The sequence below is a fragment of the Rhizobium sp. N122 genome (genome assembly GCF_002211295.1).
GTDB lineage: Bacteria > Pseudomonadota > Alphaproteobacteria > Rhizobiales > Rhizobiaceae > Rhizobium.
On sequence record NZ_LOKU01000023.1, the window covers coordinates 229147 to 251542 of the forward strand.

23 protein-coding genes are annotated in these 22396 nt (G+C 62.2%); 9 read left to right on the forward strand and 14 right to left on the reverse strand.

The features are described 5' to 3' along the window. Positions 1 to 11: 11 nt before the first annotated feature. The 7 genes from ATY75_RS17890 to ATY75_RS17920 all read left to right on the forward strand — a co-directional run bounded on the left by ATY75_RS17890 (position 12) and on the right by ATY75_RS17920 (position 6618). On the forward strand, positions 12 to 1526 hold the full coding sequence (locus tag ATY75_RS17890) for an ATP-binding protein (protein WP_088938611.1): 1515 nt from the start codon (positions 12 to 14) through the stop codon (positions 1524 to 1526). Positions 1527 to 1607: 81 nt separating this feature from the next. Next, a complete protein-coding gene (locus tag ATY75_RS17895) occupies positions 1608 to 2078 on the forward strand; it encodes a GNAT family N-acetyltransferase (protein ID WP_088938612.1) in 471 nt (156 codons plus the stop codon). A 255-nt stretch (positions 2079 to 2333) separates the two neighbouring features. Beyond that, entirely contained in the window at positions 2334 to 2951 is a 618-nt protein-coding gene (gene rpsD / locus ATY75_RS17900) for a 30S ribosomal protein S4 (protein WP_004676212.1), read from the forward strand. A gap of 72 nt (positions 2952 to 3023) precedes the next feature. Beyond that, positions 3024 to 3953, forward strand: a complete 930-nt coding sequence (locus ATY75_RS17905; RefSeq protein WP_088938613.1) for a glutaminase — start codon at positions 3024 to 3026, stop codon at positions 3951 to 3953. Between the two features lie 57 nt (positions 3954 to 4010). Then, positions 4011 to 4880, forward strand: coding sequence for a tRNA 2-thiocytidine(32) synthetase TtcA (ttcA, locus tag ATY75_RS17910; protein WP_088938614.1), 870 nt, complete (start codon positions 4011 to 4013; stop codon positions 4878 to 4880). Between the two features lie 46 nt (positions 4881 to 4926). Continuing rightward, the gene (locus ATY75_RS17915; RefSeq protein ID WP_088938615.1) at positions 4927 to 5754 is read left to right on the forward strand and encodes an inositol monophosphatase; all 828 of its coding nucleotides are present in this window, start codon (positions 4927 to 4929) and stop codon (positions 5752 to 5754) included. Positions 5755 to 5793: 39 nt separating this feature from the next. After that, entirely contained in the window at positions 5794 to 6618 is an 825-nt protein-coding gene (locus tag ATY75_RS17920) for an inositol monophosphatase family protein (protein ID WP_088938616.1), read from the forward strand. Positions 6619 to 6749: 131 nt separating this feature from the next. Here the strand turns inward: ATY75_RS17920 and ATY75_RS17925 are convergent, their stop codons facing one another. From ATY75_RS17925 to ATY75_RS17940, 4 genes are all read right to left on the reverse strand, one after another. Next, positions 6750 to 8030, reverse strand: coding sequence for a multidrug effflux MFS transporter (locus ATY75_RS17925; RefSeq protein ID WP_088938617.1), 1281 nt, complete (start codon positions 8028 to 8030; stop codon positions 6750 to 6752). A gap of 35 nt (positions 8031 to 8065) precedes the next feature. Next, positions 8066 to 9271: a multidrug effflux MFS transporter gene (locus tag ATY75_RS17930; protein WP_088938725.1), complete on the reverse strand. Its 1206-nt coding sequence runs from the start codon at positions 9269 to 9271 to the stop codon at positions 8066 to 8068. 138 nt (positions 9272 to 9409) lie between these two features. Then, on the reverse strand, positions 9410 to 9745 hold the full coding sequence (gene grxD / locus ATY75_RS17935) for a Grx4 family monothiol glutaredoxin (protein ID WP_003586231.1): 336 nt from the start codon (positions 9743 to 9745) through the stop codon (positions 9410 to 9412). A gap of 182 nt (positions 9746 to 9927) precedes the next feature. After that, positions 9928 to 10176 (reverse strand): hypothetical protein, encoded by a 249-nt coding sequence (locus ATY75_RS17940; protein ID WP_088938618.1) that lies wholly within the window; start codon positions 10174 to 10176, stop codon positions 9928 to 9930. A 164-nt stretch (positions 10177 to 10340) separates the two neighbouring features. Between ATY75_RS17940 and ATY75_RS17945 the strand changes: the two genes are divergently transcribed. Beyond that, entirely contained in the window at positions 10341 to 11636 is a 1296-nt protein-coding gene (locus ATY75_RS17945; protein WP_088938619.1) for a hypothetical protein, read from the forward strand. Positions 11637 to 12012: 376 nt separating this feature from the next. Here the strand turns inward: ATY75_RS17945 and ATY75_RS17955 are convergent, their stop codons facing one another. The 4 genes from ATY75_RS17955 to ATY75_RS17970 all read right to left on the reverse strand — a co-directional run bounded on the left by ATY75_RS17955 (position 12013) and on the right by ATY75_RS17970 (position 16785). Further along, complete coding sequence (locus ATY75_RS17955) at positions 12013 to 12246, reverse strand: BolA family transcriptional regulator (protein ID WP_004676237.1); 234 nt, start codon at positions 12244 to 12246, stop codon at positions 12013 to 12015. Positions 12247 to 12265: 19 nt separating this feature from the next. Next, positions 12266 to 14497, reverse strand: coding sequence for a phosphoribosylformylglycinamidine synthase subunit PurL (gene purL, locus ATY75_RS17960; RefSeq protein ID WP_088938621.1), 2232 nt, complete (start codon positions 14495 to 14497; stop codon positions 12266 to 12268). Positions 14498 to 14665: 168 nt separating this feature from the next. Next, the gene (locus ATY75_RS17965) at positions 14666 to 15244 is read right to left on the reverse strand and encodes an acyloxyacyl hydrolase (RefSeq protein ID WP_088938622.1); all 579 of its coding nucleotides are present in this window, start codon (positions 15242 to 15244) and stop codon (positions 14666 to 14668) included. Positions 15245 to 15366: 122 nt separating this feature from the next. Continuing rightward, complete coding sequence (locus ATY75_RS17970) at positions 15367 to 16785, reverse strand: PLP-dependent aminotransferase family protein (protein ID WP_088938623.1); 1419 nt, start codon at positions 16783 to 16785, stop codon at positions 15367 to 15369. An 81-nt stretch (positions 16786 to 16866) separates the two neighbouring features. Here ATY75_RS17970 and ATY75_RS17975 point away from each other — a divergent pair, with 81 nt between their 5' ends. Further along, on the forward strand, positions 16867 to 17124 hold the full coding sequence (locus tag ATY75_RS17975) for a DUF1127 domain-containing protein (protein WP_088938624.1): 258 nt from the start codon (positions 16867 to 16869) through the stop codon (positions 17122 to 17124). Between the two features lie 24 nt (positions 17125 to 17148). Here ATY75_RS17975 and ATY75_RS17980 read toward each other — a convergent pair whose 3' ends face one another. The 6 genes from ATY75_RS17980 to ATY75_RS18005 all read right to left on the reverse strand — a co-directional run bounded on the left by ATY75_RS17980 (position 17149) and on the right by ATY75_RS18005 (position 22390). Further along, positions 17149 to 17547 (reverse strand): hypothetical protein, encoded by a 399-nt coding sequence (locus ATY75_RS17980; RefSeq protein WP_088938625.1) that lies wholly within the window; start codon positions 17545 to 17547, stop codon positions 17149 to 17151. 20 nt (positions 17548 to 17567) lie between these two features. Next, a complete protein-coding gene (gene purQ, locus ATY75_RS17985; RefSeq protein ID WP_088938626.1) occupies positions 17568 to 18239 on the reverse strand; it encodes a phosphoribosylformylglycinamidine synthase subunit PurQ in 672 nt (223 codons plus the stop codon). After that, entirely contained in the window at positions 18236 to 18790 is a 555-nt protein-coding gene (locus ATY75_RS17990) for an RNA 2'-phosphotransferase (RefSeq protein WP_088938627.1), read from the reverse strand. Before ATY75_RS17990 ends, purQ begins: the two co-directional genes overlap by 4 nt. A 43-nt stretch (positions 18791 to 18833) precedes the next feature. Then, entirely contained in the window at positions 18834 to 19076 is a 243-nt protein-coding gene (purS, locus tag ATY75_RS17995; RefSeq protein WP_064691749.1) for a phosphoribosylformylglycinamidine synthase subunit PurS, read from the reverse strand. 15 nt (positions 19077 to 19091) lie between these two features. After that, on the reverse strand, positions 19092 to 19856 hold the full coding sequence (gene purC / locus ATY75_RS18000; RefSeq protein ID WP_003568927.1) for a phosphoribosylaminoimidazolesuccinocarboxamide synthase: 765 nt from the start codon (positions 19854 to 19856) through the stop codon (positions 19092 to 19094). Between the two features lie 248 nt (positions 19857 to 20104). Continuing rightward, positions 20105 to 22390 (reverse strand): EAL domain-containing protein, encoded by a 2286-nt coding sequence (locus ATY75_RS18005; protein ID WP_088938628.1) that lies wholly within the window; start codon positions 22388 to 22390, stop codon positions 20105 to 20107. Between the last annotated feature and the right edge of the window lie 6 nt (positions 22391 to 22396).

Consider the following 22396-nt stretch of genomic DNA (forward strand, 5'->3'; position numbering starts at 1 on the left):
GAGGATCGGCATTGCAAGTTGGCATCGATATGGGATTGGCGTCCGGCAGCCCGGCGACGCTCGATATCGAGGAGCTGCTGGCGACCCGTCTGCTCGTGCAGGGTAATTCCGGATCGGGTAAATCGCATTTGTTGCGGCGTCTGCTCGAGCAATCGGCGCAATGGGTGCAGCAGGTCATCATCGATCCCGAGGGGGATTTCGTCACCCTCAGCGACAGGTTCGGTCATATCGTCGTCGACGGCGAACGCACCGAGGCGGAGCTGGCTGGTATTGCCAACCGCATCCGCCAGCATCGCGTGTCCTGCGTGCTGACGCTTGAGGGTCTCGATATCGAGCAGCAGATGCGCGCGGCCGCCGCCTTCCTCAACGGCATGTTCGATGCCGACCGCGAATACTGGTATCCCGTTCTTGTCGTCGTCGATGAAGCGCAGATGTTTGCGCCGTCCGTCGGTGGCGACGTTTCGGAAGATGCGCGCAAGATGTCGCTGGGCGCGATGACCAATCTGATGTGCCGCGGCCGCAAGCGCGGGCTTGCCGGCGTCATTGCCACGCAGCGGCTTGCCAAGCTCGCCAAGAACGTCGCTGCCGAGGCCTCGAACTTCCTGATGGGCCGCACCTTTCTCGATATCGACATGGCGCGCGCTGCCGACCTGCTCGGCATGGACCGGCGCCAGGCGGAGATGTTCCGCGACCTGAAGCGCGGCAATTTCGTCGCCCTCGGCCCCGCATTGTCGCGCCGGCCGCTGCCGATCCAGATCGGCGCGGTGGAAACCTCGGCGCGTTCCTCCAGCCCAAAGCTGATGCCGCTGCCGGATGCGCCACAGGATGTCGAGGACCTGATCTTCACGCCCGATCCGGAGGAATTTCAACGTCCGCTCGTGCGCCGCGTCCCGCCGGCGCCGCGGCCGACCACGGATATACTGGCGGAACTCTCGCGCTCGACGCCGGCGGCGTCACCGGCACCTGTCGAGGCGAGGGCGAGCCAGGTGGAGGTCTCCGCCGAGGAGCGCGAGGAGCGCCTCACCGGCGTGCTTGCCGAAATCCTCGACGATCCAACCTCCGCCTTCCGCACCGATGCCGTGCTCTACCAGGATTTTCTCGTGCGGCTGCGCATGCGCCGCGTGCCGGGACCGCCGATCGCGCTGCCGGATTTCCGTCGGCGTGTGGCGATCTCGCGCTCCGGTGTCGATGCGGCGACGGCCGCGACCGACGAGTGGGCGACGGCGCTATCGCTGTCATCTGGTGTCACCGACGATCTGCAGGGCGTCTTCCTGATGCTCGCCAAGGCCGCCGTCTGCGGTGAGCCGTGCCCGTCGGACGCCCGCATCGCCCGCGCCTACGGCACCCATTCCGCCCGCCGGGCACGGCGCCTGCTCGGCTATTTCGAGGAGCAGGGCAGCATCGTCGTGCACACGGATTTTTCCGGCAAGCGTATCGTCGCCTTCCCGGATATGGGCTGCCAGACGGCGCCGGGCGACGCCAACGCGCCCGATGCCGGTGGCGATCAGCCGCTGGCTGCGGAGTAGATGGCAGGTTCCGATTCGATGTAGTGCATGCCTTGGAACGGCCCATGCCCTCTGCTTGGGAAGACATTGCAGGGAAGCCAAATGATCAAAATGCGTCCTGTTTTACCGAAAGACCTCGATCTCATATGCCGTCACCGCGAAGCGATGTTTGCCGAAGCTGGCAGGGATGCGCGTGAGATCGCTGCAATGAATCCCGCTTTTCGAGATTGGCTCAAGCCGCGCCTTCAAGATGGCCGATATTTCGGCTTCATTGCCGAACACGACGGGCATTCGGTGGGAGGCGTTGGTCTGATGCTTGTCGAGTGGCCACCGCATCCCTCCCACCCGAGCGATGATCATCGAGGCTACGTGTTGAACGTGTTCGTCGAGCATGAGCAACGCGAACGCGGCATAGCACGCCTGCTCATGGATGCCGCAGATCGGGAATTCAGGCAGCGCGGAATCACCTACGCCATTCTGCACACGAGGAAGGCGGGACGACCGCTCTATGACCGAACAGGGTGGGTGCAAACTTCCGAGATGGCGAAAACAATCCAGCCTGTTGCTGGATGAGATCGGTAGCGTTGGCGCGATATTCGCAAAGTTGGTTGATGGCATCTCGGGCTGTTGACATTTTCATGACGGGCCTCTAAAGACCGCGCTAAGCACCGGGCAGCAATGTCCGGTGTTTCATTTGACATGTCCCGTGGATCGTTTCTGTTCGCGTAACCGAAACATCCTGTCAGATCTCGGCAGAGATCAGAGGAGGGCGTGTTTCCTTTGCGCGGTTTGGCAACAAACCGGCATAAACCTTTGAAAGGAAATACGATGAGCAAGCGCGAATCGTCCAAGTACAAAATTGACCGCCGCATGGGCGAAAACATCTGGGGCCGTCCGAAGTCCCCGGTGAACCGCCGCGAATACGGCCCGGGCCAGCACGGCCAGCGCCGCAAGGGCAAGCTTTCGGACTTCGGTGTGCAGCTGCGCGCCAAGCAGAAGCTCAAGGGCTACTACGGTGACCTGCGCGAAAAGCAGTTCCGCGCGATCTTCGCCGAAGCCGACCGCCGCAAGGGCGACACCTCGGAAAACCTTATCGGCCTGCTCGAATCGCGCCTCGACGCGATCGTCTACCGCGCCAAGTTCGTTCCGACGGTCTTTGCTGCCCGTCAGTTCGTCAACCATGGCCACGTCACCGTCAACGGTGTGCGTGTCAACATCGGTTCGTACCGCTGCAAGGCCGGCGACGTCATCGAAGTTCGCGAGAAGTCGAAGCAGCTGGTAACCGTTCTGGAAGCCGTCAGCCTCGCAGAGCGCGACGTTCCGGATTATATCGAAGTCGATCACAACAAGATGGTCGCTACCTTCGGCCGCGTCCCGACGCTGAGCGACGTTCCGTTCCCGGTCGTCATGGAACCGCATCTGGTCGTCGAATTCTATTCGCGTTAAGAAGAACCAGGCGTTTTCGCTTATGGAAAAGCCGCTCTTTCGGGCGGCTTTTTTGTTATCCGGAGAGAAGCGATGGCGGATTTGCAGGCGACCCTCGATAGCATCTACACCGATATCCTGCCGCGGGTCGGCGAGGGTAAGGTCGCCGATTATATTCCGGAGTTGGCCAAGGTCGATCCACGGCAGTTCGGCATGGCGATCGTTACCGTCGACGGCAAGGTCTATCGTGTCGGCGATGCCGATATCGCCTTCTCGATCCAGAGCATATCCAAAGTCTTCATGCTGACCTTGGCGCTTGGCAAGGTTGGAGAGGGCCTGTGGAAGCGTGTCGGGCGCGAACCGTCCGGATCGGCTTTCAACTCGATCGTCCAGCTCGAGCACGAGAGCGGCATCCCGCGCAATCCCTTCATCAATGCCGGCGCGATCGCCGTTTCCGACGTCGTCATGGCCGGGCATGCGCCGCGCGAGGCAATCGGCGAGCTGCTGCGCTTCGTGCGTTATCTCGCCGATGACGAGTCGATCACCATCGACGACAAGGTGGCGCGTTCGGAAACGCAGACCGGATATCGCAATGTCGCGCTCGCCAACTTCATGCGCGCCTACCGCAATCTCGACCATCCCGTCGAGCACGTGCTCGGCGTCTATTTCCACCAATGTGCGTTGTCGATGAGCTGCGAGCAGCTGGCCCGCGCCGGGCTGTTCCTCGCAGCGCGCGGCAGCAATCCGATGACGGGCCATTCCGTCGTGTCGCCGAAGCGGGCGCGGCGCATCAATGCGCTGATGCTGACCTGCGGCCACTACGACGGCTCGGGCGACTTCGCCTATCATGTCGGTCTGCCCGGCAAGAGCGGTGTGGGCGGCGGCATCTTCGCGGTTGCGCCCGGCATTGCCTCGATTGCGGTATGGTCGCCGGGACTGAACAAGGTCGGCAACTCGCAGCTCGGCGCCGTGGCGCTGGAAATGCTGGCGGCGCGCACCGGTTGGTCGGTTTTCGGCGATTGACGCTGTGTTGCCGAACGCGTTTCTGCTAAGGCAGACAGATCTCGATAGGGCGAAGCAATGAATATCGCAACCAACATTGCCGACGAATTGGAGAGTGGCGAGGCCGTGACCAGCGGCCATGCGCTGTTTGCCGATGCGCCGCATTCGGTCTCCTTCAACAAGCTGCGCAAGCGGCTGCTGAGGCAGGTGCGCCAGGCCTTCGACGATTTCGACATGCTGAAGGGGCAAAAGCGCTGGCTGGTCGGCCTTTCCGGCGGCAAGGATTCCTACGGGCTGCTGGCGCTGCTGCTCGATCTTCAATGGCGCGGCCTGCTGCCGGTCGAGCTGATCGCTTGCAACCTCGACCAGGGGCAGCCGAACTTTCCCAAACATGTGCTGCCGGATTATCTGACGAAGATCGGCGTGCGGCACCGCATCGAGTATCGGGATACCTATTCGATTGTGAAAGAGAAGGTGCCGGAAGGCGCGACCTACTGCTCGCTCTGTTCGCGGCTGCGGCGCGGCAATCTCTATCGCGTCGCCCGGGAGGAAGGTTGCGATGCGCTGGTGCTCGGCCACCACCGCGAGGACATTCTCGAAACCTTCTTCATGAACTTCTTCCACGGCGGGCGGCTGGCCTCCATGCCGGCGAAGCTTCTGAACGATGAGGGCGACCTGATGGTGCTTCGCCCGCTCGCCTATGCCGCCGAGGACGACCTCGCCAAGTTCGCCGTTGCGATGCAATTTCCGATCATTCCCTGCGATCTCTGCGGCTCGCAGGACGGGCTGCAGCGCAACGCGATGAAGGATATGCTTGCCGATATCGAGCGGCGCATGCCGGGGCGCAAGGACACGATGCTGCGTGCGCTGTCGCATGTGAACCCGTCGCACCTGCTCGATCCGAAACTCTTCGACTTTTCCAACCTTAATGTCACCGATCCTTCATGAAAGTCCGGCTAAGCAGCTGGCTATTCTATGAAGAGCAGGATTTCGTATGAGCATTTCAGATCAGGATATTCTCTTTCTCGGCGATTGCGTGAAGGAGGCGGCGCGCGCTGAAATCATGCCGCGTTTCCGCAATCTCGGCACGGCCGACGTTTCGGAAAAGACCTCGGCAATCGACGTGGTGACGCAGGCGGATCTGCTCGCCGAACACAGGATTACCGCGGCGCTGAAAGAGCGCTTTCCCGCCGCCCTCGTCGTCGGTGAGGAAGCCTATGACGCCGACCGGTCCGTCGTGCCGGCACTTGCCGATGCCGAACTCGCCTTTGTCATCGATCCGGTCGACGGCACCTTCAATTTCGCCGCCGGGCTTCCGGTCTTCGGGACGATGCTGGCGGTCACCGTCAGGGGCGAAACGGTCGCCGGCATCATTCACGATCCCGTCCTCGGCGATACGGTGATGGCGATCAAGGGAGCGGGCGCCTTCCTGACGCGGAAGGATGGGCAATCGAGCAGGCTTGGAGTGGCCGAGCCTGCCGCCTTGAACCAGATGGTCGGCGGCATCTCCTGGGGCCATATGGACGACCCGGATCGCTCGCGCATCTCCGCGAACATGGCGAAGATCAAAATGACCTTCGCTTTCAACTGCTCGGCCTATGAATATTGGATGGTCGCCTCCGGCAAGCTGCATTTCATCGGCCATGCGAAGCTGATGCCCTGGGATCACCTGGCCGGCGTGCTCGCACACCAGGAGGCGGGCGGCCATACGGCGAAATTCGACGGCACGCCCTACCGCCCCGGCGAGACGACGGGCGGCATTATCTCTGCACCCGACAGGGAAAGCTGGCAGCTGATCCGCCGCGAGATCATCGGCATCTGATTCGAGCCTTACTAAGAGGCAGGACCGAAAGGATTTGACATGACTGCGACTGTCGACGTGACCGTTCTTGCCGATCTGTTGCGCCGCGCGGCGAAGGCGGAAATCCTGCCGCGCTTTCGCCGGCTCGGCCAGGACGAGGTGCGCGCCAAGAGCGAGGCGACCGATCTCGTCACTGAGGCCGATGAGCAGGCTGAACGGATGATCAAGGCGGAAGCAGAGCGGCGTTGGCCAGGCGCGCTATTCGTGGGCGAAGAAACGGTCGCTGCCGAGCCGGCGCTGCTCGGCAGGCTCGCGGATGCCGATCTCGCCATCGTCGTCGATCCGGTCGACGGCACGTTCAATTTCGCGTCCGGCATCCCGGCTTTCGGCGTCATGGCTTCGGTCATTTCAGGCGGCGAGACGATTGCCGGCATCATCTACGATCCGATGGGCGACGATTGGGTGATGGCGGAAAAGGGCGCCGGCGCCTGGCTGCGGCGGCCGGATGGCGAGGCACGGCGGCTGCGCGCGGCAGAGCCTGTCGCGCTCGACCAGATGGTCGGCATGGCCTCGACCGGCTACCTGCCGCAGGAGAAGCGGGCCGAGATTCTCGGCAATCTCGCCAAGGTGCGTTTTCTCACCAACTACCGCTGCGCGGCCCATGAATACCGCACCCTTGCGGGTGGCCATGTGCATTACCTCATATACAACAAGCTGATGCCCTGGGATCATCTGGCCGGCACGCTGATCTCGCAGGAGGCCGGCGCCCATGCCGCCCGTTTCGACGGTTCTCCGTACCTGCCGCACCATCTCGATGGCGGGCTGCTGGTTGCGCCCGACAAGGCCTCGTGGGAGCTGCTGCGCCGTGAGGTCGTCACGGTCTGAAGGCAGATTCCGCTTGGGGGTCTTCTTCGTACCCGCCCTCGTGGTTCGAGACGGCCCTTCGGGCCTCCTCACCATGAGGGCTCTCTTTACCGTCGCACCTTTTCTTATGCGTGGGACCGTAGTTTTCAATCTTAGAAGTGGGCGGCACCTGGATCAAGCTGCGGGCTGTCGCCCGGGTGGGTGAAGAGCTTTCCGTTTTCAGCCCAGAGGGTGGCGGCGATCGTCACCACGCCGAACAGCGCGAAGCCGCCGAAGAGGGGCTGGACCGTGCCGTTGAACATCTGGCCGACCAGGCCGCCGAGAATGGCTCCGAATGTCGTTGAGACGAAGCCGGTGACGGCGGTGGCGGTGCCGGCGAGATTGCCCATCGGCTCCAGGCTGATGGCGGTGAAATTGGTGGCGATGACGGCAAACATCATCAGCACGATGGTGAAGATGCCATAGGCGATGGCGAAATCCGGCTTGGCGGCCAGCGAAATGAAGAAGCCGAGAGCCGACAGCGCCGTGAAGATCAGCAGGGCGGCGTGCGAGATGCGGCGCATGCCGAATTTGCGGACGAAGAAGCCGTTGGCGAAATTGGCGACGGCGATGCCGCCGGCGGTCGCCGCAAAGGCGATCGGCAGCCAGTCGCCAAGGCCATAGACCTCGCCGAAAACCTGCTGCACCGAAATCACATAGGCGCTGATGACGCCGGTGAACATGGTGAGGCCAACCATGTAGCCGCAGGTGATGCGGTTGGTGAGCACGGTCTTGAAGCCGTCGACGACGGAACCGACCGACAGCGGCAGGCGCTCTTCCGGCGGCAGCGATTCCTTCAGGCGCAGGAATGCCCAGATGAACAGGATGGTGGCGGTGATACCGAGCAGGATGAAGATCCAGTGCCAGTTGGCATAGAGGATGATGAGCTGGCCGATGGATGGGGCGACGATCGGTACGATCATGAAGACGATCATGACATAGGACATGACACGCGCCATCTCGCGGCCGCCGAAGCAGTCGCGCACGATGGCCATGGTGGTGATGCGCACGGCGGCACCGCCCACGCCCTGAACGAAGCGCATGAGGAGCAGCATTTCGAAACTGCCGGTTGCTGCGGCGGCAAACATTCCAACCACGTAGCAAACCAGGCCGCCAAGCAGGATGTTGCGGCGGCCGAACGTATCCGAAAGGCTGCCGAAGAATATCTGCGAGACGCCGAAGCCCAGAAAGAACACGCCGATGATCAGCTGCGCGTCGTTGGTGTTGGTAACGCCGAGGGAATGGCCGATATTGGGCAATGCCGGCAGCATGCTGTCGATGGCCATGGCGATGCTGGCGGTCATGATGGCAATGGTGACGACGAACTCGCCGAAACCCATGCCGATGCGGCGGGAGCCCTGGTTTTCCTGGTGCGGTTTATGCGGCGGCGTCATGTGGTGAAATCCCGGATGCGGAGGAGGTGGGCCATTCAGACGGCAGGATTCTGCTGTTGAAAGAGGCGGCCCCTTTCGGCGATCAGCACGAAGATAAGCCCGATGATCGACACGATGAAATAACCGGCGACCATCGGCAGCGCGGTGCCGTCGAAGGCCTGGCCGATGCCGGCGCCGATCAGGGCGCCGCCGACCGTGCTCATGAAGCCGAGGACGGAGGAGGCGGTGCCGGCGACGTGGCCGAGCGGCTCCATGGCGAGCGAATTGAAGTTCGAGCCGATCCAGCCGAACTGGAACATGGCCAGGCCGAAGAAGGAGATGAACAGAGCAAACGGCATTGGCTCGGCGCTCGCCATCTGGACGATCAGCCAGATGGTGTTGATGGTGATGAAGCCGATGAGCGAACCGTGCGACAGGCGGCGCATGCCGAGCTTGCCGACGAAGCGCGAGTTGAAGAAGGACGACAGCGACATGAAGATCGCCACGCCGGCAAAGGCGAAGGGGAAATAGACGCCGAGATCGTAAATGCCGACATAGACCTGCTGGGCCGAATTGATGAAGCCGAACAGCGCGCCGAAGATGAAGGTGCTGGCGATGGTGTAGCAGAGGGCGATGCGATTGGTCAGCACCAGCTTGAAGGCGCCGAAGATCGAGCGGGCGGTGAAGGGGCGGACATTGGTCGGATGCAGGGTCTCCGGCAGGCGGAGATAGGCCCAGACGGCGATTGCAGTCGCCATGGCGGCGATGAAGAGGAAGATCAGGTGCCAGTTGCCGAAGAACATGACGATCTGGCCGGTGCCGGGTGCAATCACCGGCACGATCATGAAGACCATCATGATCAGCGACATGACTTCGGCCATCTGCCGGCCGCCATAGATATCGCGCACAATGGAGACGGTGATGACACGGGTTGCCGCCGAACCGACGCCCTGGACGAAGCGCAGGGCGAGCAAGCCCGCGAAGGAGGGGACGAAGACGATACTGACGGCGGAAAGAATGTAGATGACGAGACCGACCAACAGCGGCGTGCGGCGGCCGAAACGGTCAGACAGCGGCCCGTAGAACAATTGGGCACAGCCGAAGCCGAGCAGATAGGTGGAGACGACGAACTGGCGGTGATTTTCACTCTCGACGCCGAGGCTCGCGCCGATCTGCTGCAGGGCCGGCAGCATGATATCGATCGCCAAGGAGTTGACGGCCATGAGAAAGGCGGCAAGCGCGATAAATTCACGCTTGCCCATGGGCAGGCGGCCCGCGGACACGGCTTGTGATGAATCTGTCACAATGAATTTCCCATAAACAGGCTAAGGCGCTGCTAGCCGCAGCGCCTCGGACTCAAGATTACAGATTTGGAAACCGGGCGGACGTCCGGTGACCGGTCAGGCGGCGCCGCGCACGGTGATGCCGTTTTCCTGGAGATGCTGCTGCAACTCACCGGCCTGGAACATTTCCCGGACGATGTCGCAGCCGCCGACAAACTCACCCTTGATGTAAAGCTGCGGGATCGTCGGCCAGTTGGAATATTCCTTGATCCCTTGGCGGATCTCCGAATCGGCGAGCACGTTGACGCCTTTGTAGTCGACGCCGATGTAATCGAGAATCTGCACGACCTGCCCGGAGAAACCGCACTGCGGAAACTGCGGCGTGCCCTTCATGAAGAGGACGACGTCGTTGCTCTTGATTTCGTTGTCGATGAATTCGTGAATGCCGCTCATAGAACCTGATCCTTTCAACAGGCGGGTTAAAGGCCCGCCGTTTCAATCGTTGTCTTTAGATAGCATGTGGCGGCAGGAATTCCACCCGCCCAAACCAAAAAAAGACCAATCTGGTCAGGCCACTCCGGGATTGTTGCCGTCGCGTTACGGTTGATGGGCGAGATAGGCGCTGCGCGCCAGCCTCAACCGCGACGCTGACGGCTGCGGACGGCGGCGGTGCGGCGCTTGCTGACCTGTTTGCGGGCGGGTTTGCGTGTCGCCGCCGTCTTGCGGGCGGTCGAGCCTGGCTCGCGCGCTGCGGCTGTCGCCGATGCATTGCGCGTTTTACGCTTCTTGCGCTTCGTCGCGGTGCGGCCGGTGGTTTTCTTCAGGATTTCCTTCAGCACGCTGTCGACGACGCCCGATATCAATTCTTTGACAAGATCGGCCACAAAACCCCTCCGTTCATGGTGGAAACGACATGCCTGCTATTGAATTCCGGATGAGTTCGGTTAGCAAGGCGGCTTCGAGACCAAAGCTGCATTTTTGCCGATATTGGCGGCGGAGCAGCCGGATCGCAGCAACATGCCGGCCATTCGCCGGGCCGGAAGGTGGAATGAAACTGATCGAGAAGCGGGTCGTCCTGCATTTCCCCGGCTTCGAGCCGCTCGATGGCGCCGCCCACCGGGCGCGCTACGAACGTTCAGCCAAGCAGAGCGCTGCTGTCTGGGGCTATTCGGTTGAGATCGGACCTTTTGCGGCGGGAATCGATCCCCTGAGTTTCGAAGTCACGACGGACGGTGGCGGGGCGCCCGGGACAGCCGGCAACGCGGCGTCCGGGACAGCCTGCAACGCGGCGTCCGGGACAGCCTGCGATGCGGCGTCCGGGACAGCCGGCGGTGCGGCGTCCGGGACAGCCGGCGATGCGGCGTCCGGGGAAACCGGTTCTCCCGGTTGGCAGGCGAAGAGCCGGATCCACATGGTCGATCACGATATGTTCGTCCGCAGCCTGCGCAGCGGCAACACTGTGAGCCAGATCATTGCAGGCTTTCGGAGCTGCGCTCACATCATGCTCGAAGGCGGGATGCGGGGATATTTCCGTCATGCCTGGCGCTTCGGCCTGTTCTTCCTCTTTCCGTTCCTGCTGACTGCACTGGCGATCGCGCTGACGGCGCAGATCGCCGTCATGCCCTATAGTCTCGGCTTTTCTCCCTGGCACATGCTCTGGAGCGGGCCGCTGGGGCTCTGCTTCTTCATCTTCGCCTTCCTGCCGTTTTCCGAACGCTTTCATACCCTGCATCTTTTTGCCGATTGGAAAATGGCGGTGGCGCTCGGCCGGATGGATCGGGCCGATTTCAACGACTGGCTGGAAGACCGGGCGGCGGCCGTGCGTGAGGTCCTCACCGAAGAAGCAGACGAGTATGTGATCTCCTCGCACAGCATGGGATCGAATGTGGCCGCCCATGTCATCGGCATCTTGCTGGAAAGGGAGCCGGAGATTTTCAAGGGCAAACGCGTGGTGTTTGCAACCCTCGGCAGCGCCATTCTGCAGTGCGCGCTGCTGTCATCGGCAAGGGTGCTGCGCGCCCGTGTCGGGCTGATCGCCCGCTGTCCGGACATTTCCTGGCTCGACGTGCAGTGCCTGACGGATTCGATCAATTTCTACAAGGTGCCGGTCGTCGCCGTGTCCGGCCATGCCGATGCACCGCCGGCAAAGATGATCCTGATCCGCGTCAAGCAGATGCTGACACGCGAGCGCTACCGTAGGATCCGCAAGGACCAGCTGCGCGTCCACCGGCAATATGTGCTGGGGCCGGATCTGCAGGCGCCTTTCGACTTCACGCTGATGACATCGGGTCCGATGCCGGCGTCGGTGTTTGCCGATTCGGACGCTAAGAGAATGCCCGGGTGAGGGTCGTGCTATCCGGGTAGCGAGATGCTGGGAGACACGTCGAGCCTTTTAGGCAAGAGCAGTCCTCACGCGAAGTGCTCGATTTAGGGTAGACCGCTACCCCGCACTCCTCATTCCTGTGCTCGTCACAGGAATCCAGTGCGCCAAGTCCTTGGGCGCGAAAGACCTTCGAAACAGGTGAGTCAATCACCGCGCCGACGCGCGGTGGCTGGATTCCTGTGACATCCCTCGGGTCAAAGCCCGAGGACAGGAATGAGGGAGGTTGGAACTGAGGGCGCTATAAATCCGGACGTCTTTGGGAATCACCGCGCGTCCGCAAAAAAAACAAGGGCCCGGCAGGAAAAGTCTTCCTGCCGGGCCGGTTCATCGCAGCCGTTCAATCCGGCGCCGAGGTCTGCAGCGCGAGTGCGTGCAACACGCCACCCATATTGCCCTTCAGTGCTTCGTAGACCATCTGGTGCTGCTGCACGCGGCTCTTGCCGCGGAAGGCTTCGGCGACGACTTCGGCGGCGTAGTGGTCGCCGTCGCCCGCCAGATCGCGGATCGTCACCTTGGCACCGGGAATCCCAGCCTTGATCATGTCTTCGATATCGCCGGGTTTCATGGCCATGATCGTTACTCCTTGCGCATTATTCCGCAGCCAGTTCGCCGCGGCCTTCCATGAAATCAGGGAACCACGATTCATGGGCATCGCGCAATTGCTGAATCGGCAGCGCGATGAGATCGCCGACGGCAAGCGACGTTCCCCCGACCGTGCCGAGACGGCGGAAAGGAACGCCCGCGCCTTCGGCATTGGCGCAGACGAAATCGGCGACATCGGCCGGGATCGTCAGCACGTATCGTGCCTGGTCTTCACCGAAGAGCAGCGCATGCGGCGCACCTTTGCTTTCGCTGAGATCGATCGTCAGGCCCTTGTCCGACGCCATCGCCATTTCGGCGAGCGCTACGGCAAGGCCGCCAGAGGAGATGTCGTGGCAGGCGGTCGCCTGGCCGTTGCGGATGACGGAACGGACGAAATCGCCGTTGCGGCGCTCGGCAAACAGATCCACCTCGGGGGCGGGACCTTCGCGGCTGGCGAGCACATCGCGGAGATAGACCGACTGGCCGAGATGGCTGCCGTCGACGCCGATCATGATCACCTTGTCGCCGTTATTAGCGGCGCCGATGCGGGCCATCTTGCGCCAATCCGGCAGCAGGCCGACGCCTGCAATCGTCGGGGTCGGCAGGATGGCGACGCCGTTGGTCTCGTTGTAGAGCGAGACGTTGCCTGAGACGATCGGGAAATCGAGGGCGCGGCAAGCTTCGCCGATGCCCTTCACCGCCTCGACGAACTGGCCCATGATTTCGGGCTTTTCGGGATTGCCGAAGTTGAGATTGTCGGTGGCGGCAAGCGGCTCGGCGCCGGTGGCGGTGATGTTGCGCCAGCATTCGGCGACCGCCTGCTTGCCGCCTTCGAAGGGATCGGCCTCGACATAACGTGGCGTCACGTCGGAGGAGAAGGCGAGCGCCTTGCTCGGGTGGCCGTCGACACGCACGACGCCGGCGTCACCGCCCGGAAGCTGCAGCGAATTGCCCTGGATCAGCGTGTCATACTGCTCGTAGACCCAGCGGCGGCTCGACTGGTTGGCGGAGCCAACGAGCTGGAGCAGCGCCTGGCCGTAATCCTGAGGGGCTGCGACGAGGTTGGCGGGCAGGGGGGCATGTTTGCCGGACTCGCGCCAAGGGCGATCATATTCCGGTGCCTGATCGCCGAGATCCTTGATCGGCAGGTTGGCGACTTCCTCGCCCTGATGCATCACGCGGAAGCGCAGATCATCCGTGGTCTTGCCGACGATGGCGAAGTCGAGGCCCCATTTGACGAAGATCGCCTTGGCTTCCGCTTCCTTCTCCGGCTGCAGAACCATGAGCATGCGCTCCTGGCTTTCCGACAGCATCATTTCGTAGGCCGTCATCTGTTCTTCGCGCACCGGCACCTTGTCGAGTTCGAGCAGGATGCCGAGATCGCCCTTGGCGCCCATTTCGACGGCCGAGCAGGTGAGGCCGGCGGCACCCATGTCCTGGATGGCGATGACGGCGCCGGTCTGCATCAGTTCGAGGCAGGCTTCGAGCAGGCATTTTTCGGTGAAGGGGTCGCCGACCTGAACGGTCGGGCGCTTTTCCTCGATCGATTCGTCGAATTCGGCCGAGGCCATCGTCGCGCCGCCGACGCCGTCGCGGCCGGTCTTGGCGCCGAGATAGACGACCGGCAGGCCGACGCCCTTAGCTTCGGACAGGAAGATGGCGTTGGATTTGGCGATGCCGGCGGCAAAGGCGTTGACAAGGATATTGCCGTTATAGCGGGCATCGAACTCGACTTCGCCGCCGACCGTCGGCACGCCGAAGGAATTGCCGTAACCGCCGACGCCGGAGACGACGCCGGAGACGAGGTGGCGGGTCTTCGGATGATCCGGCTCGCCGAAGCGCAAGGCGTTCATCGCGGCGACCGGGCGGGCGCCCATGGTGAAGACGTCGCGCAGGATGCCGCCGACGCCGGTCGCAGCCCCCTGGTAAGGCTCGATATAGGAGGGGTGGTTGTGGCTCTCCATCTTGAAGACGACGCAATCGCCGTCATCGATATCGACGACGCCGGCATTTTCGCCCGGGCCCTGGATGACGCGCGGCCCCTTGGTCGGCAGCGTGCGCAGCCATTTCTTCGAGGATTTGTAAGAGCAGTGCTCGTTCCACATGGCCGAGAAGATGCCGAGCTCGGTGAAGGTCGGTTCGCGGCCGATCAGATCCAGAATGCGCTGGTACTCGTCCGGCTTCAGGCCATGGCCCGCAATGAGTTCCGGCGTGATCGCGATGGTGTTTGGAATGGTCATGAGCGGAAAGTCCCTGGCGCGTTTTGCGCTGTCTTTAGCTTATGTCGCGGCGATGCGCGACAGAAAAAAGCCCGCCGTCAACACAGTGAAAGACTCCCGAAGTTGGACCCCCAACTTCGGGGCAGTTCACAGGGGCAGGCAGGCCTTTCTCAGAAAGGCTCTCGCCGCTCAGAACTTATAGCCGATCTGCAGGCCGGCACGTGTCATGCCGTCGTTGGGGCCGTCGCAGAGATTGGCATGCGAGGAATGGGCGATCTGCGCCATCACGTTCCAATGCGGGGTGAAACGGTAGCCGGCGCCGGCATATTCGTGGAAGAGAACGCGACAGCCGAGTTCAGGGCCATCACCATCGCCCTCGAGGTCGCCGGTATGGATGACGCCGCCGAAGCCGGCTTCGGCAAAAAGCCTCTCGTTGAAGTTGACGGTCCAGGTGAAGCCCGTGAAGAATTGCGTGGCCTCGCCTGATGTACCGATCGAAGTGCCGAGATGGACGCGGGGATGCAGCAACTGCTGCTGCCAGCCGGCGGCAGCGTCGTAGCCGAAAGGATCGAAAAGAGCGGTGATCTCGGGAAAGACGCCGTCTTCCCTGGAGTGGCCGGATTGCACCGAGGTCGAGAGGCCGAAACGCAGCTCATCGAATATCTGCTCGCCGGCATTCGCCGAGCCTGCCAGCAGGGTGCCGGCCACCGCCGCCAACGACACCGTACTCAAAAAACGCGACGCGATCCTTCCAAAGTCGACCCTCATTTGCTGTCCTTTGATTCGCGTCAGGCGGGAATAACAAAGACGTAGCATGGAGGTTGAGTCGCTGATGCGACTACGAACAGGCTTCAGCGTTTTTCCGATTTATGACGTGTATCTGCAACACCTCATATTTCACCATCATAGGCGGAGCCGCCATTTTCCAGCAGCCGGCGCAGGATCATCAGGCCGGAGACCAGTTCCTGCTCCGATTTCGGCGAGGAGAAGCCGATGCGAACGCGGTGATAGATTTTCTCGCCGCGCGCTGCCTTGAACTCATCCTCGTCATCGACCAGGACGCCATCGCGGTAGGCGGCGTTCTTGAACGTGCCGGACATCCATGGCTCCGGCAGTTTCAGCCAGAGGAAAGGCGCGTGCGGGTGCGATTGGAAATCGAAGCCTTGCAGTTGCTCGCGGGCAAGCCGGACGCGTCGGGAGAGTTCTTCGACACTCTGTTTGCGGATTTCGTGCGCCGTGCCACTTTCGACGAGACGCGCACAGGTTTCCGCCAGGATGAAGGGCAGGCCACCGGTGATCATCCTGTGCGTTACCCTGATGCGCTGGGCAAAATGCGGCGGGCAGGCGACCCAGCCGCCGCGTACCCCGGCGGCGACGGATTTCGACAGGCCGCTGACGAGGAAGGTGCGATCGGGTGCTAGCGAGGCGATGAGCGGCGTGTCGTCGTCGGCCATGCCGCCGTAGAGATCGTCCTCGATCAGCCAGACGCCGTGTTTCCTGGCGATTGCAGCAATTGCCGCACGCCGTTCATAGGGCATGATCGTCACGGTGGGATTGTGGATGGTCGGCATAAGGAAGGCGAGCTTCGGATGCTGCTGCTGGCAGAGCCGCTCGAAATCCTCCGGGATCACACCGTGTTCATCGGAATCGACCGTCAGCGTGCGGCGGCCGAGAAGGCGGGCGCTGCGGCTGACCTGGGTATAGGTGAGATCCTCGAAGACGATCTTGTCGCCCGGGACCGAGACAGCGGCGATGACGGCGACCGCCGCCGCATGGGCGCCGAGCGTCGGCACGATGTTTTCGGCTTCCGGCGTCCAGCCGCTGCGGGCAAGCCAGCGGCGGCCGGCCTCGAACCAGTTGCCCGGAAAACTGCGGGAATAGGAGGAGATTTCGGCAAGATGCTGCTCGCCGATCTCGGAAAGGATGCCCGCTATGATCTTGCCCTGGCCGAGATCGGGGGCGGCGGTGGTGTCGAAGCGGATCTTGTTTGCCGGCGCATCCCGGAGGCGGGTGCTGCCGAGCGAAACCGTCAACGGGTCGGCCTGTTCGCCGGGTGGCGTCTCCGAGCGGTTGAGCACATAAGTGCCGCGCCCGACCTCGCCGGCGACCAGGCCACGTTCGTGCACCAGCGCATAAGCGCGGCCGATCGTGCCGATTGTCACCCCGATATCATAGGCGAGGTTGCGTTGCGGCGGTAATTTGCTGCCAGCGGGCAGGGCGCCGGTTGAAATCGCGGATTCGATGCTGTCGGCAAGCCGGAGATAGACCGGCCCGGAACCGCGGGAAAGATCAGGAAGCCAATTTGTCATGGTGACAATTGACTATATTGTCACATTGTCTCTGTCAAGATTAAGAGTCAATTCCAACGGATAACCGAGAGGATTCCTGGGATGTCTGCCTTGCCTGAGATCAAAATGCCAATTGTACCTATTGTCTCCTATGAAGACAGGAGGCAGATCGTCCTTCCCGAGGCACCTGCCAAGGCGACGACTCGCTTGGGGCGGATCTGGGCGGCGGTGCTTGTCTGGCATCAGAAGCGGGAAGGCCGCCGGGCGCTGAGAGGCCTGACGGCGAGCGAACTCAAGGATATCGGCGTGTCGCAGTCCGACGCCGCGCGCGAAATCAGCAAGTCGTTCTTCTGGGACTGATCCCGCGGGGATTGCCGGCAGCGATCAGCTGCAGGCCTTGTTGCCTGCCGACCAGCGATTGACGTCGGCGGCAATGCGGCCGGCGACCGGTTCCGACATTACCGGGCCGAAGGCTTGCAGGCGCGCCGGGCTTCCTTCGGCCTGGATGACGAGCAGCGGGCGGCTTTCCGGGCTGCCCTTATGGACGAGCAGGATGCGCGGGCGGCCGGAGAAGGAATTGAGCTCCGGCGCGAGCTTGTAAGCAGCAAAGGCCGGATCGCCCGACTTGAACCAGCAGGCATTGGCGCCGAGAGCCACGCGCTCCATCGTCGGCAGCGCGGCCCGGTTCGGACCTGACGGCGCCGGCGTGGACTGGCAGGCCGCAGCCATGGCTGCGAGAGCGGCAAGCAGGGCGGCGTTGGCGATGGTGACGTAAGCGCGCATCGATCTTGCTCCAGCCAAGCTCAAGCAGCGACGACGTCGAGCGCCGAGGCGAAGAGGCCGCGGCCGTCCGACCCGCCATGGGCGGCTTCGATCAGGTTTTCCGGATGCGGCATCATGCCGAGCACGTTGCCTTTTTCGTTCATCACGCCGGCGATGTCGTTGATTGAGCCGTTCGGGTTGGTGCCCTCGGCATAACGGAAGACGATCTGGCCATTGCCTTCGATCCTGGTCAGCGTGGCTTCGTCGGCGAAATAATTGCCGTCGTGATGGGCGACCGGGCTGCGGATGACCTGGCCCTGCGCATAAGCGCGGGTGAAATCCGTTTCGGCATTGACGACTTCAAGCTTGATCTCGCGGCAGACGAATTTCAGCGAGGCATTGCGCATCAGCGCGCCGGGCAGCAGGCCGGCCTCGACGAGGATCTGGAAGCCGTTGCAGACGCCGAGCACTTTCACGCCCTTTGCCGCCTTGTCGATGATCGCCTGCATGACCGGCATGCGGGCGGCAATCGCGCCGCAGCGCAGGTAATCGCCATAGGAGAAGCCGCCGGGGATGACGATCAGGTCGACATCGGGGATCTCGGTTTCCGTCTGCCAGATCGTCACCGGCGGTTTTCCGGAAATCTTGGTCAAGGCGGCGATCATGTCGCGGTCGCGGTTGAGGCCCGGAAGTTGAACGACGGCTGATTTCATGGGGTCCCCGCGTCTGGCGAAAGATATTGAACTGGAACGCTTTCGGCGAGCCATACTCCATTGTCGGAGACAAAGAAAGAATGACCCTCTGAAAACATGCGGGCCGCATCCACACGCAGGATGAGATATTCACCCTTGCGGCGCGTTGCGACGATTTTCGCGGTTTCGACATCCGCCGAGAGATGAACGTGGTGGCGCTGCATCTTCTGCAAGCCTTCGCGCTCGATCGACTGCCTGTTCGCCAGGGACGTGCCGTGAAAAAGCGTGGCAGGCGGTTCCACCGGGTTCAATGCGAGGTCGACGTCGACGCTATGACCCTGATTGGCGCGAATTCTGTTGTCGATAATGGTGAAGCGCTTCTTCGGATTGCTTTCGACGACCGCGACAATATCGGCGCGGGAAACGTCGTATTTCGACGTCAGCGCTTTTTCAAGTTCATCGAACGACACCCAGCCCTCGGCATCAAGCGTCAAACCGGCGGCTTCAGGCGCATGACGCAAAACATAGCTCATATATTTCGAGACTTCCGTCTCCAGCTTTGCCTGCGTCATGACGCCAAATCCTCAAAGTCCGCCGGATGACGGGCGGCGATCGTCAGTCGATTGCGATCGCGTAGTTCTCGATCACCGTGTTGGCGAGGAGCTTTTCGCACATGGCCTTGAGGTCGGCTTCGGCCTTGGCCTTGTCGGCGCTTTCTAGCTCAAGGTCGAAGACCTTGCCCTGTCTGATGTGGCCGACGCCCGAGAAGCCGAGGGCGCCGAGCGCGCCTTCGATGGCCTTGCCCTGCGGATCGAGAACGCCGTTTTTCAGCGTGACGGTGACACGAGCCTTGATCACTTTGTCTTTCCTGCCTTACTTGACCAGAACCGGGCCGGTGCCGCGCACAGGCTCGTTTTCATTGATGATGCCGAGACGGCGCGCAACTTCGGAATAGGCTTCGAGCAAACCGCCGAGATCGCGGCGGAAGCGGTCCTTATCCATCTTCTCATGGGTTTCGATATCCCAGAGCCGGCAGCTGTCCGGTGAGATCTCGTCGGCGAGGATGATGCGCATCAGATCGCCTTCGAAGAGGCGGCCGCATTCGATCTTGAAGTCGACGAGCTGGATGCCGACGCCGAGGAAGAGGCCGGTCATGAAGTCGTTGACGCGGATGGCAAGCGCCATGATGTCGTCGAGCTCGGCCGGATTGGCCCAGCCGAAGGCGGTGATGTGCTCTTCGGAGACCATCGGATCGTCGAGCGCGTCGGACTTGTAATAGAATTCGATGATCGAGCGCGGCAGCACCACGCCTTCGTCGATGCCGAGACGCTTGGCGAGCGAGCCGGCGGCGACGTTGCGCACGACGATCTCCAGCGGGATCATCTCCACTTCCTTGATCAGCTGCTCGCGCATGTTGAGCCGGCGGATGAAATGGGTGGGGATGCCGATCTTGTTCAGATGGCTGAAGATATATTCGGAAATGCGGTTGTTAAGGACGCCCTTGCCGTCGATGACTTCGTGTTTCTTCTTGTTGAAGGCAGTGGCATCGTCCTTGAAGAACTGGATCAAAGTGCCCGGTTCCGGACCCTCATACAGAATCTTTGCCTTGCCCTCGTAGATACGGCGGCGACGGTTCATCGTGGTCATTCTCTATTGTTGGCGCTCTTGGGATAGCGCGAGTGGATCGATCTCGTGGCGTCCCCTTAAAGGAAAAGAGTAGGTTTCACAATCCGCCTGTCGTTGCTTCCCCCGTTTCCGGATTTCGTGGCCCGTTCCGGATTTTACGGAATACCGCCAAGAGAATCGAATGAATTCGCAGGGCGAGTTTAGCGCCTTTTCCTGTACGGCGAAATGACGGCGAAATGGCGGGCTGCTTGTGCAGATGTTTATTTGGCGGCTCTGCTTCGCAGCGCGCGACGGAGCTGCGTCTGCAGGGCGCGCGCGGCGACCTGCCCGTGGCGCCAGCTGCCGGCACGGATGAAGGAGGGGATCTGCATGGCCGGCATCGGCCGGGCCAGCGCATAACCCTGCAGCGTGTCGCAATCGAGTTCTTCGAGAATGCGGATATGATCTGAAGTCTCGACACCCTCGGCGATGACGAGGATATTCAGCGAGCGGCCGATATCGATGATCGAGCCGACGAGTTTGCGCTGCTCGGCCGATTGCGGCAGCATGCGGATCAGCTCGCGGTCGATCTTCAGCGTCTTCGGGCTCAAGCGCAGCAGACTGACGATCGAGGCATGGCCGGTGCCGAAATCATCGATCTGGATGTCGATGCCGAGCTTGCGCAGTTTTTTCAGGTTGGCGGTGACCGCGTCGTCGCAATCGTCGAGCGAGATCGATTCCAGCAATTCGAAGGCGAAGGTGCCGGGCGCGATCTTCAGGGCGCGAAGCTTCTTGCCAAGATCGGGATCGGCAAGCCGCCGGGCGGAAACGTTGACCGATATCTTCGGAACGGCCAGCCCGTCCTTGATCCAGGCGCGGCGATCGGCGATGGCGCGCTCCAGGATCAGGGCGTCGATGGTCGAGACGACGTCGAGATCCTCGGCGATATCGAGGAAACGGTCTGGCGCCAGCAGCCCGTGCACCGGGTGCTGCCAGCGGGCAAGTGTTTCGACGCCGACGACATCGAGCGTGCGGGCGTCGAACTGCAGCTGATAGAAGGGCACGAATTCATTGCGCTCGAGGCCGATCAGGATCTCGTCGGCGAGGTGCTTGGCCGAGATGACGTCGCGGCGGGCAGAGGCCGAGAAAAATTCGAAGCGGTTGCGGCCCAGACCCTTGGCGCGATAGAGCGCGATATCGGCATCGAGCAGTGTCTGCTTGGCATCGAGCGTCGGTCCGCTGTCGACGGCGATGCCGATGCTGGCCCCGAAACGACAGTCGTGCCCTTCATATCTCACCGGTTTGCGCAATTCGCGAATGATACGTTCGGCAAGGCCGGCGATCTTCTTCGACGCCGGATCGACGGTACAGAGGATGACGAATTCGTCGCCGCCGATGCGGGCCACGAAATCGGCGGCGCGGACGGAATGTCTGAGCACGCTTGCGGCATGCTGGAGCATGGCATCACCCGCCCGGTGGCCGAGCGTGTCGTTGATCTGTTTGAAGCGGTCGAGATCGATATGCAGGATCGCCAGCCCCAGGCCCTTGGCCCGGCATTCGGCCGAGCGCTCGCCCAGCATCTTGTCGAGATAGCGGCGATTCGGCAGGCCGGTGAGATAATCGTGCAGCGCCAGGCGCTCGATGCTCTCCTTGGCGGCTTCGAGTTCGCGGTTGTGGGCCTCGGCCAGATCCTTGGCGCGCTGCAATTCGTTGCGGAGCGCGACCTCATCGGTGACGTCCCAATTGGCGCCGATCAGCTTGCGGTGGCCGTTGCCGTCGACGAAGAAGGCCGAGCTGGCGCGGATGACACGTTCGGCGCCATCGCCGCGGATGATGCGGTATTCCTGCTGGAAATCACTGCCGCTTTCGACGCTGCGGTCGGACAAGCCCAGTACGCGCTCGCGATCGTCGGGATGCAGGCTTTTCGCCCAGATGTCGCTGGCGATTGGACGCGAGGCGCCCTTCAGACCGTAAATGGCGATGAGGCGCTCGTCCCATTCGACGGTATCATTCTCGATATCCGCCTCGAAGACGCCGATGCGGGAAATCTCCAGCGCCAGATCGAGCCGGCGCGACAGACGCGAGAGCGTATCCTCGGCCTCCTTGCGGGCGGTGATATCCGTATCCGTGCCGACGATGCGGGTCGGCACGCCGCTCTCGTCCCATTCCACGCAGGCGCCGCGGCAGTCGATCCACATCCAGTGGCCGTCTCTGTGACGCTCGCGATATTCGAAGATCTGGAAATCCGGATCGCCGGCATTCTGCCGGTCGATGGCATGGACGACGAAATCGCGGTCATCGGGATGGACGAGGGCCAGCCAGGCGTCGTAATCGCCGGCGGCCTCCTCGTCGGGCGCCATGCCGCGCATGGTCTTCCACGTCTTAGAATAATATTTCCGGCCGAGACGGTAGTTGTGGTCCCAGACGCCAAGGCCGGAGCCGACGAGCGCATGGTTCCACCGGCTCTCCCGCTCCGCCAGGTCGGAATCGTCATCCGCCCCGTTGCCGACGCCTGCCTTGGCCGCTGCGGCATTATCGGCCTGTGGATGGGCTTTCTTCACGGGCATTCTCGC

Excerpts from the sequence above, each read along its gene's own strand:
- purC (WP_003568927.1), bottom strand. The coding sequence starts at position 19,856 with ATGAACCGTCGCCGCCGTATCTACGAGGGCAAGGCAAAGATTCTGTAT.
- ATY75_RS17975 (WP_088938624.1), top strand. The coding sequence starts at position 16,867 with ATGTCTGCCTTGCCTGAGATCAAAATGCCAATTGTACCTATTGTCTCC.
- ATY75_RS17970 (WP_088938623.1), bottom strand. The coding sequence starts at position 16,785 with ATGACAAATTGGCTTCCTGATCTTTCCCGCGGTTCCGGGCCGGTCTAT.
- ATY75_RS17990 (WP_088938627.1), bottom strand. The coding sequence starts at position 18,790 with ATGACGCAGGCAAAGCTGGAGACGGAAGTCTCGAAATATATGAGCTAT.
- ATY75_RS17895 (WP_088938612.1), top strand. The coding sequence starts at position 1,608 with ATGATCAAAATGCGTCCTGTTTTACCGAAAGACCTCGATCTCATATGC.
- ATY75_RS17925 (WP_088938617.1), bottom strand. The coding sequence starts at position 8,030 with ATGACGCCGCCGCATAAACCGCACCAGGAAAACCAGGGCTCCCGCCGC.
- ATY75_RS17930 (WP_088938725.1), bottom strand. The coding sequence starts at position 9,271 with ATGGGCAAGCGTGAATTTATCGCGCTTGCCGCCTTTCTCATGGCCGTC.
- rpsD (WP_004676212.1), top strand. The coding sequence starts at position 2,334 with ATGAGCAAGCGCGAATCGTCCAAGTACAAAATTGACCGCCGCATGGGC.
- ttcA (WP_088938614.1), top strand. The coding sequence starts at position 4,011 with ATGAATATCGCAACCAACATTGCCGACGAATTGGAGAGTGGCGAGGCC.
- ATY75_RS18005 (WP_088938628.1), bottom strand. The coding sequence starts at position 22,390 with ATGCCCGTGAAGAAAGCCCATCCACAGGCCGATAATGCCGCAGCGGCC.
- ATY75_RS17905 (WP_088938613.1), top strand. The coding sequence starts at position 3,024 with ATGGCGGATTTGCAGGCGACCCTCGATAGCATCTACACCGATATCCTG.
- grxD (WP_003586231.1), bottom strand. The coding sequence starts at position 9,745 with ATGAGCGGCATTCACGAATTCATCGACAACGAAATCAAGAGCAACGAC.
- ATY75_RS17980 (WP_088938625.1), bottom strand. The coding sequence starts at position 17,547 with ATGCGCGCTTACGTCACCATCGCCAACGCCGCCCTGCTTGCCGCTCTC.
- purQ (WP_088938626.1), bottom strand. The coding sequence starts at position 18,239 with ATGAAATCAGCCGTCGTTCAACTTCCGGGCCTCAACCGCGACCGCGAC.
- ATY75_RS17965 (WP_088938622.1), bottom strand. The coding sequence starts at position 15,244 with ATGAGGGTCGACTTTGGAAGGATCGCGTCGCGTTTTTTGAGTACGGTG.
- ATY75_RS17920 (WP_088938616.1), top strand. The coding sequence starts at position 5,794 with ATGACTGCGACTGTCGACGTGACCGTTCTTGCCGATCTGTTGCGCCGC.
- purL (WP_088938621.1), bottom strand. The coding sequence starts at position 14,497 with ATGACCATTCCAAACACCATCGCGATCACGCCGGAACTCATTGCGGGC.
- ATY75_RS17955 (WP_004676237.1), bottom strand. The coding sequence starts at position 12,246 with ATGGCCATGAAACCCGGCGATATCGAAGACATGATCAAGGCTGGGATT.
- ATY75_RS17915 (WP_088938615.1), top strand. The coding sequence starts at position 4,927 with ATGAGCATTTCAGATCAGGATATTCTCTTTCTCGGCGATTGCGTGAAG.
- ATY75_RS17945 (WP_088938619.1), top strand. The coding sequence starts at position 10,341 with ATGAAACTGATCGAGAAGCGGGTCGTCCTGCATTTCCCCGGCTTCGAG.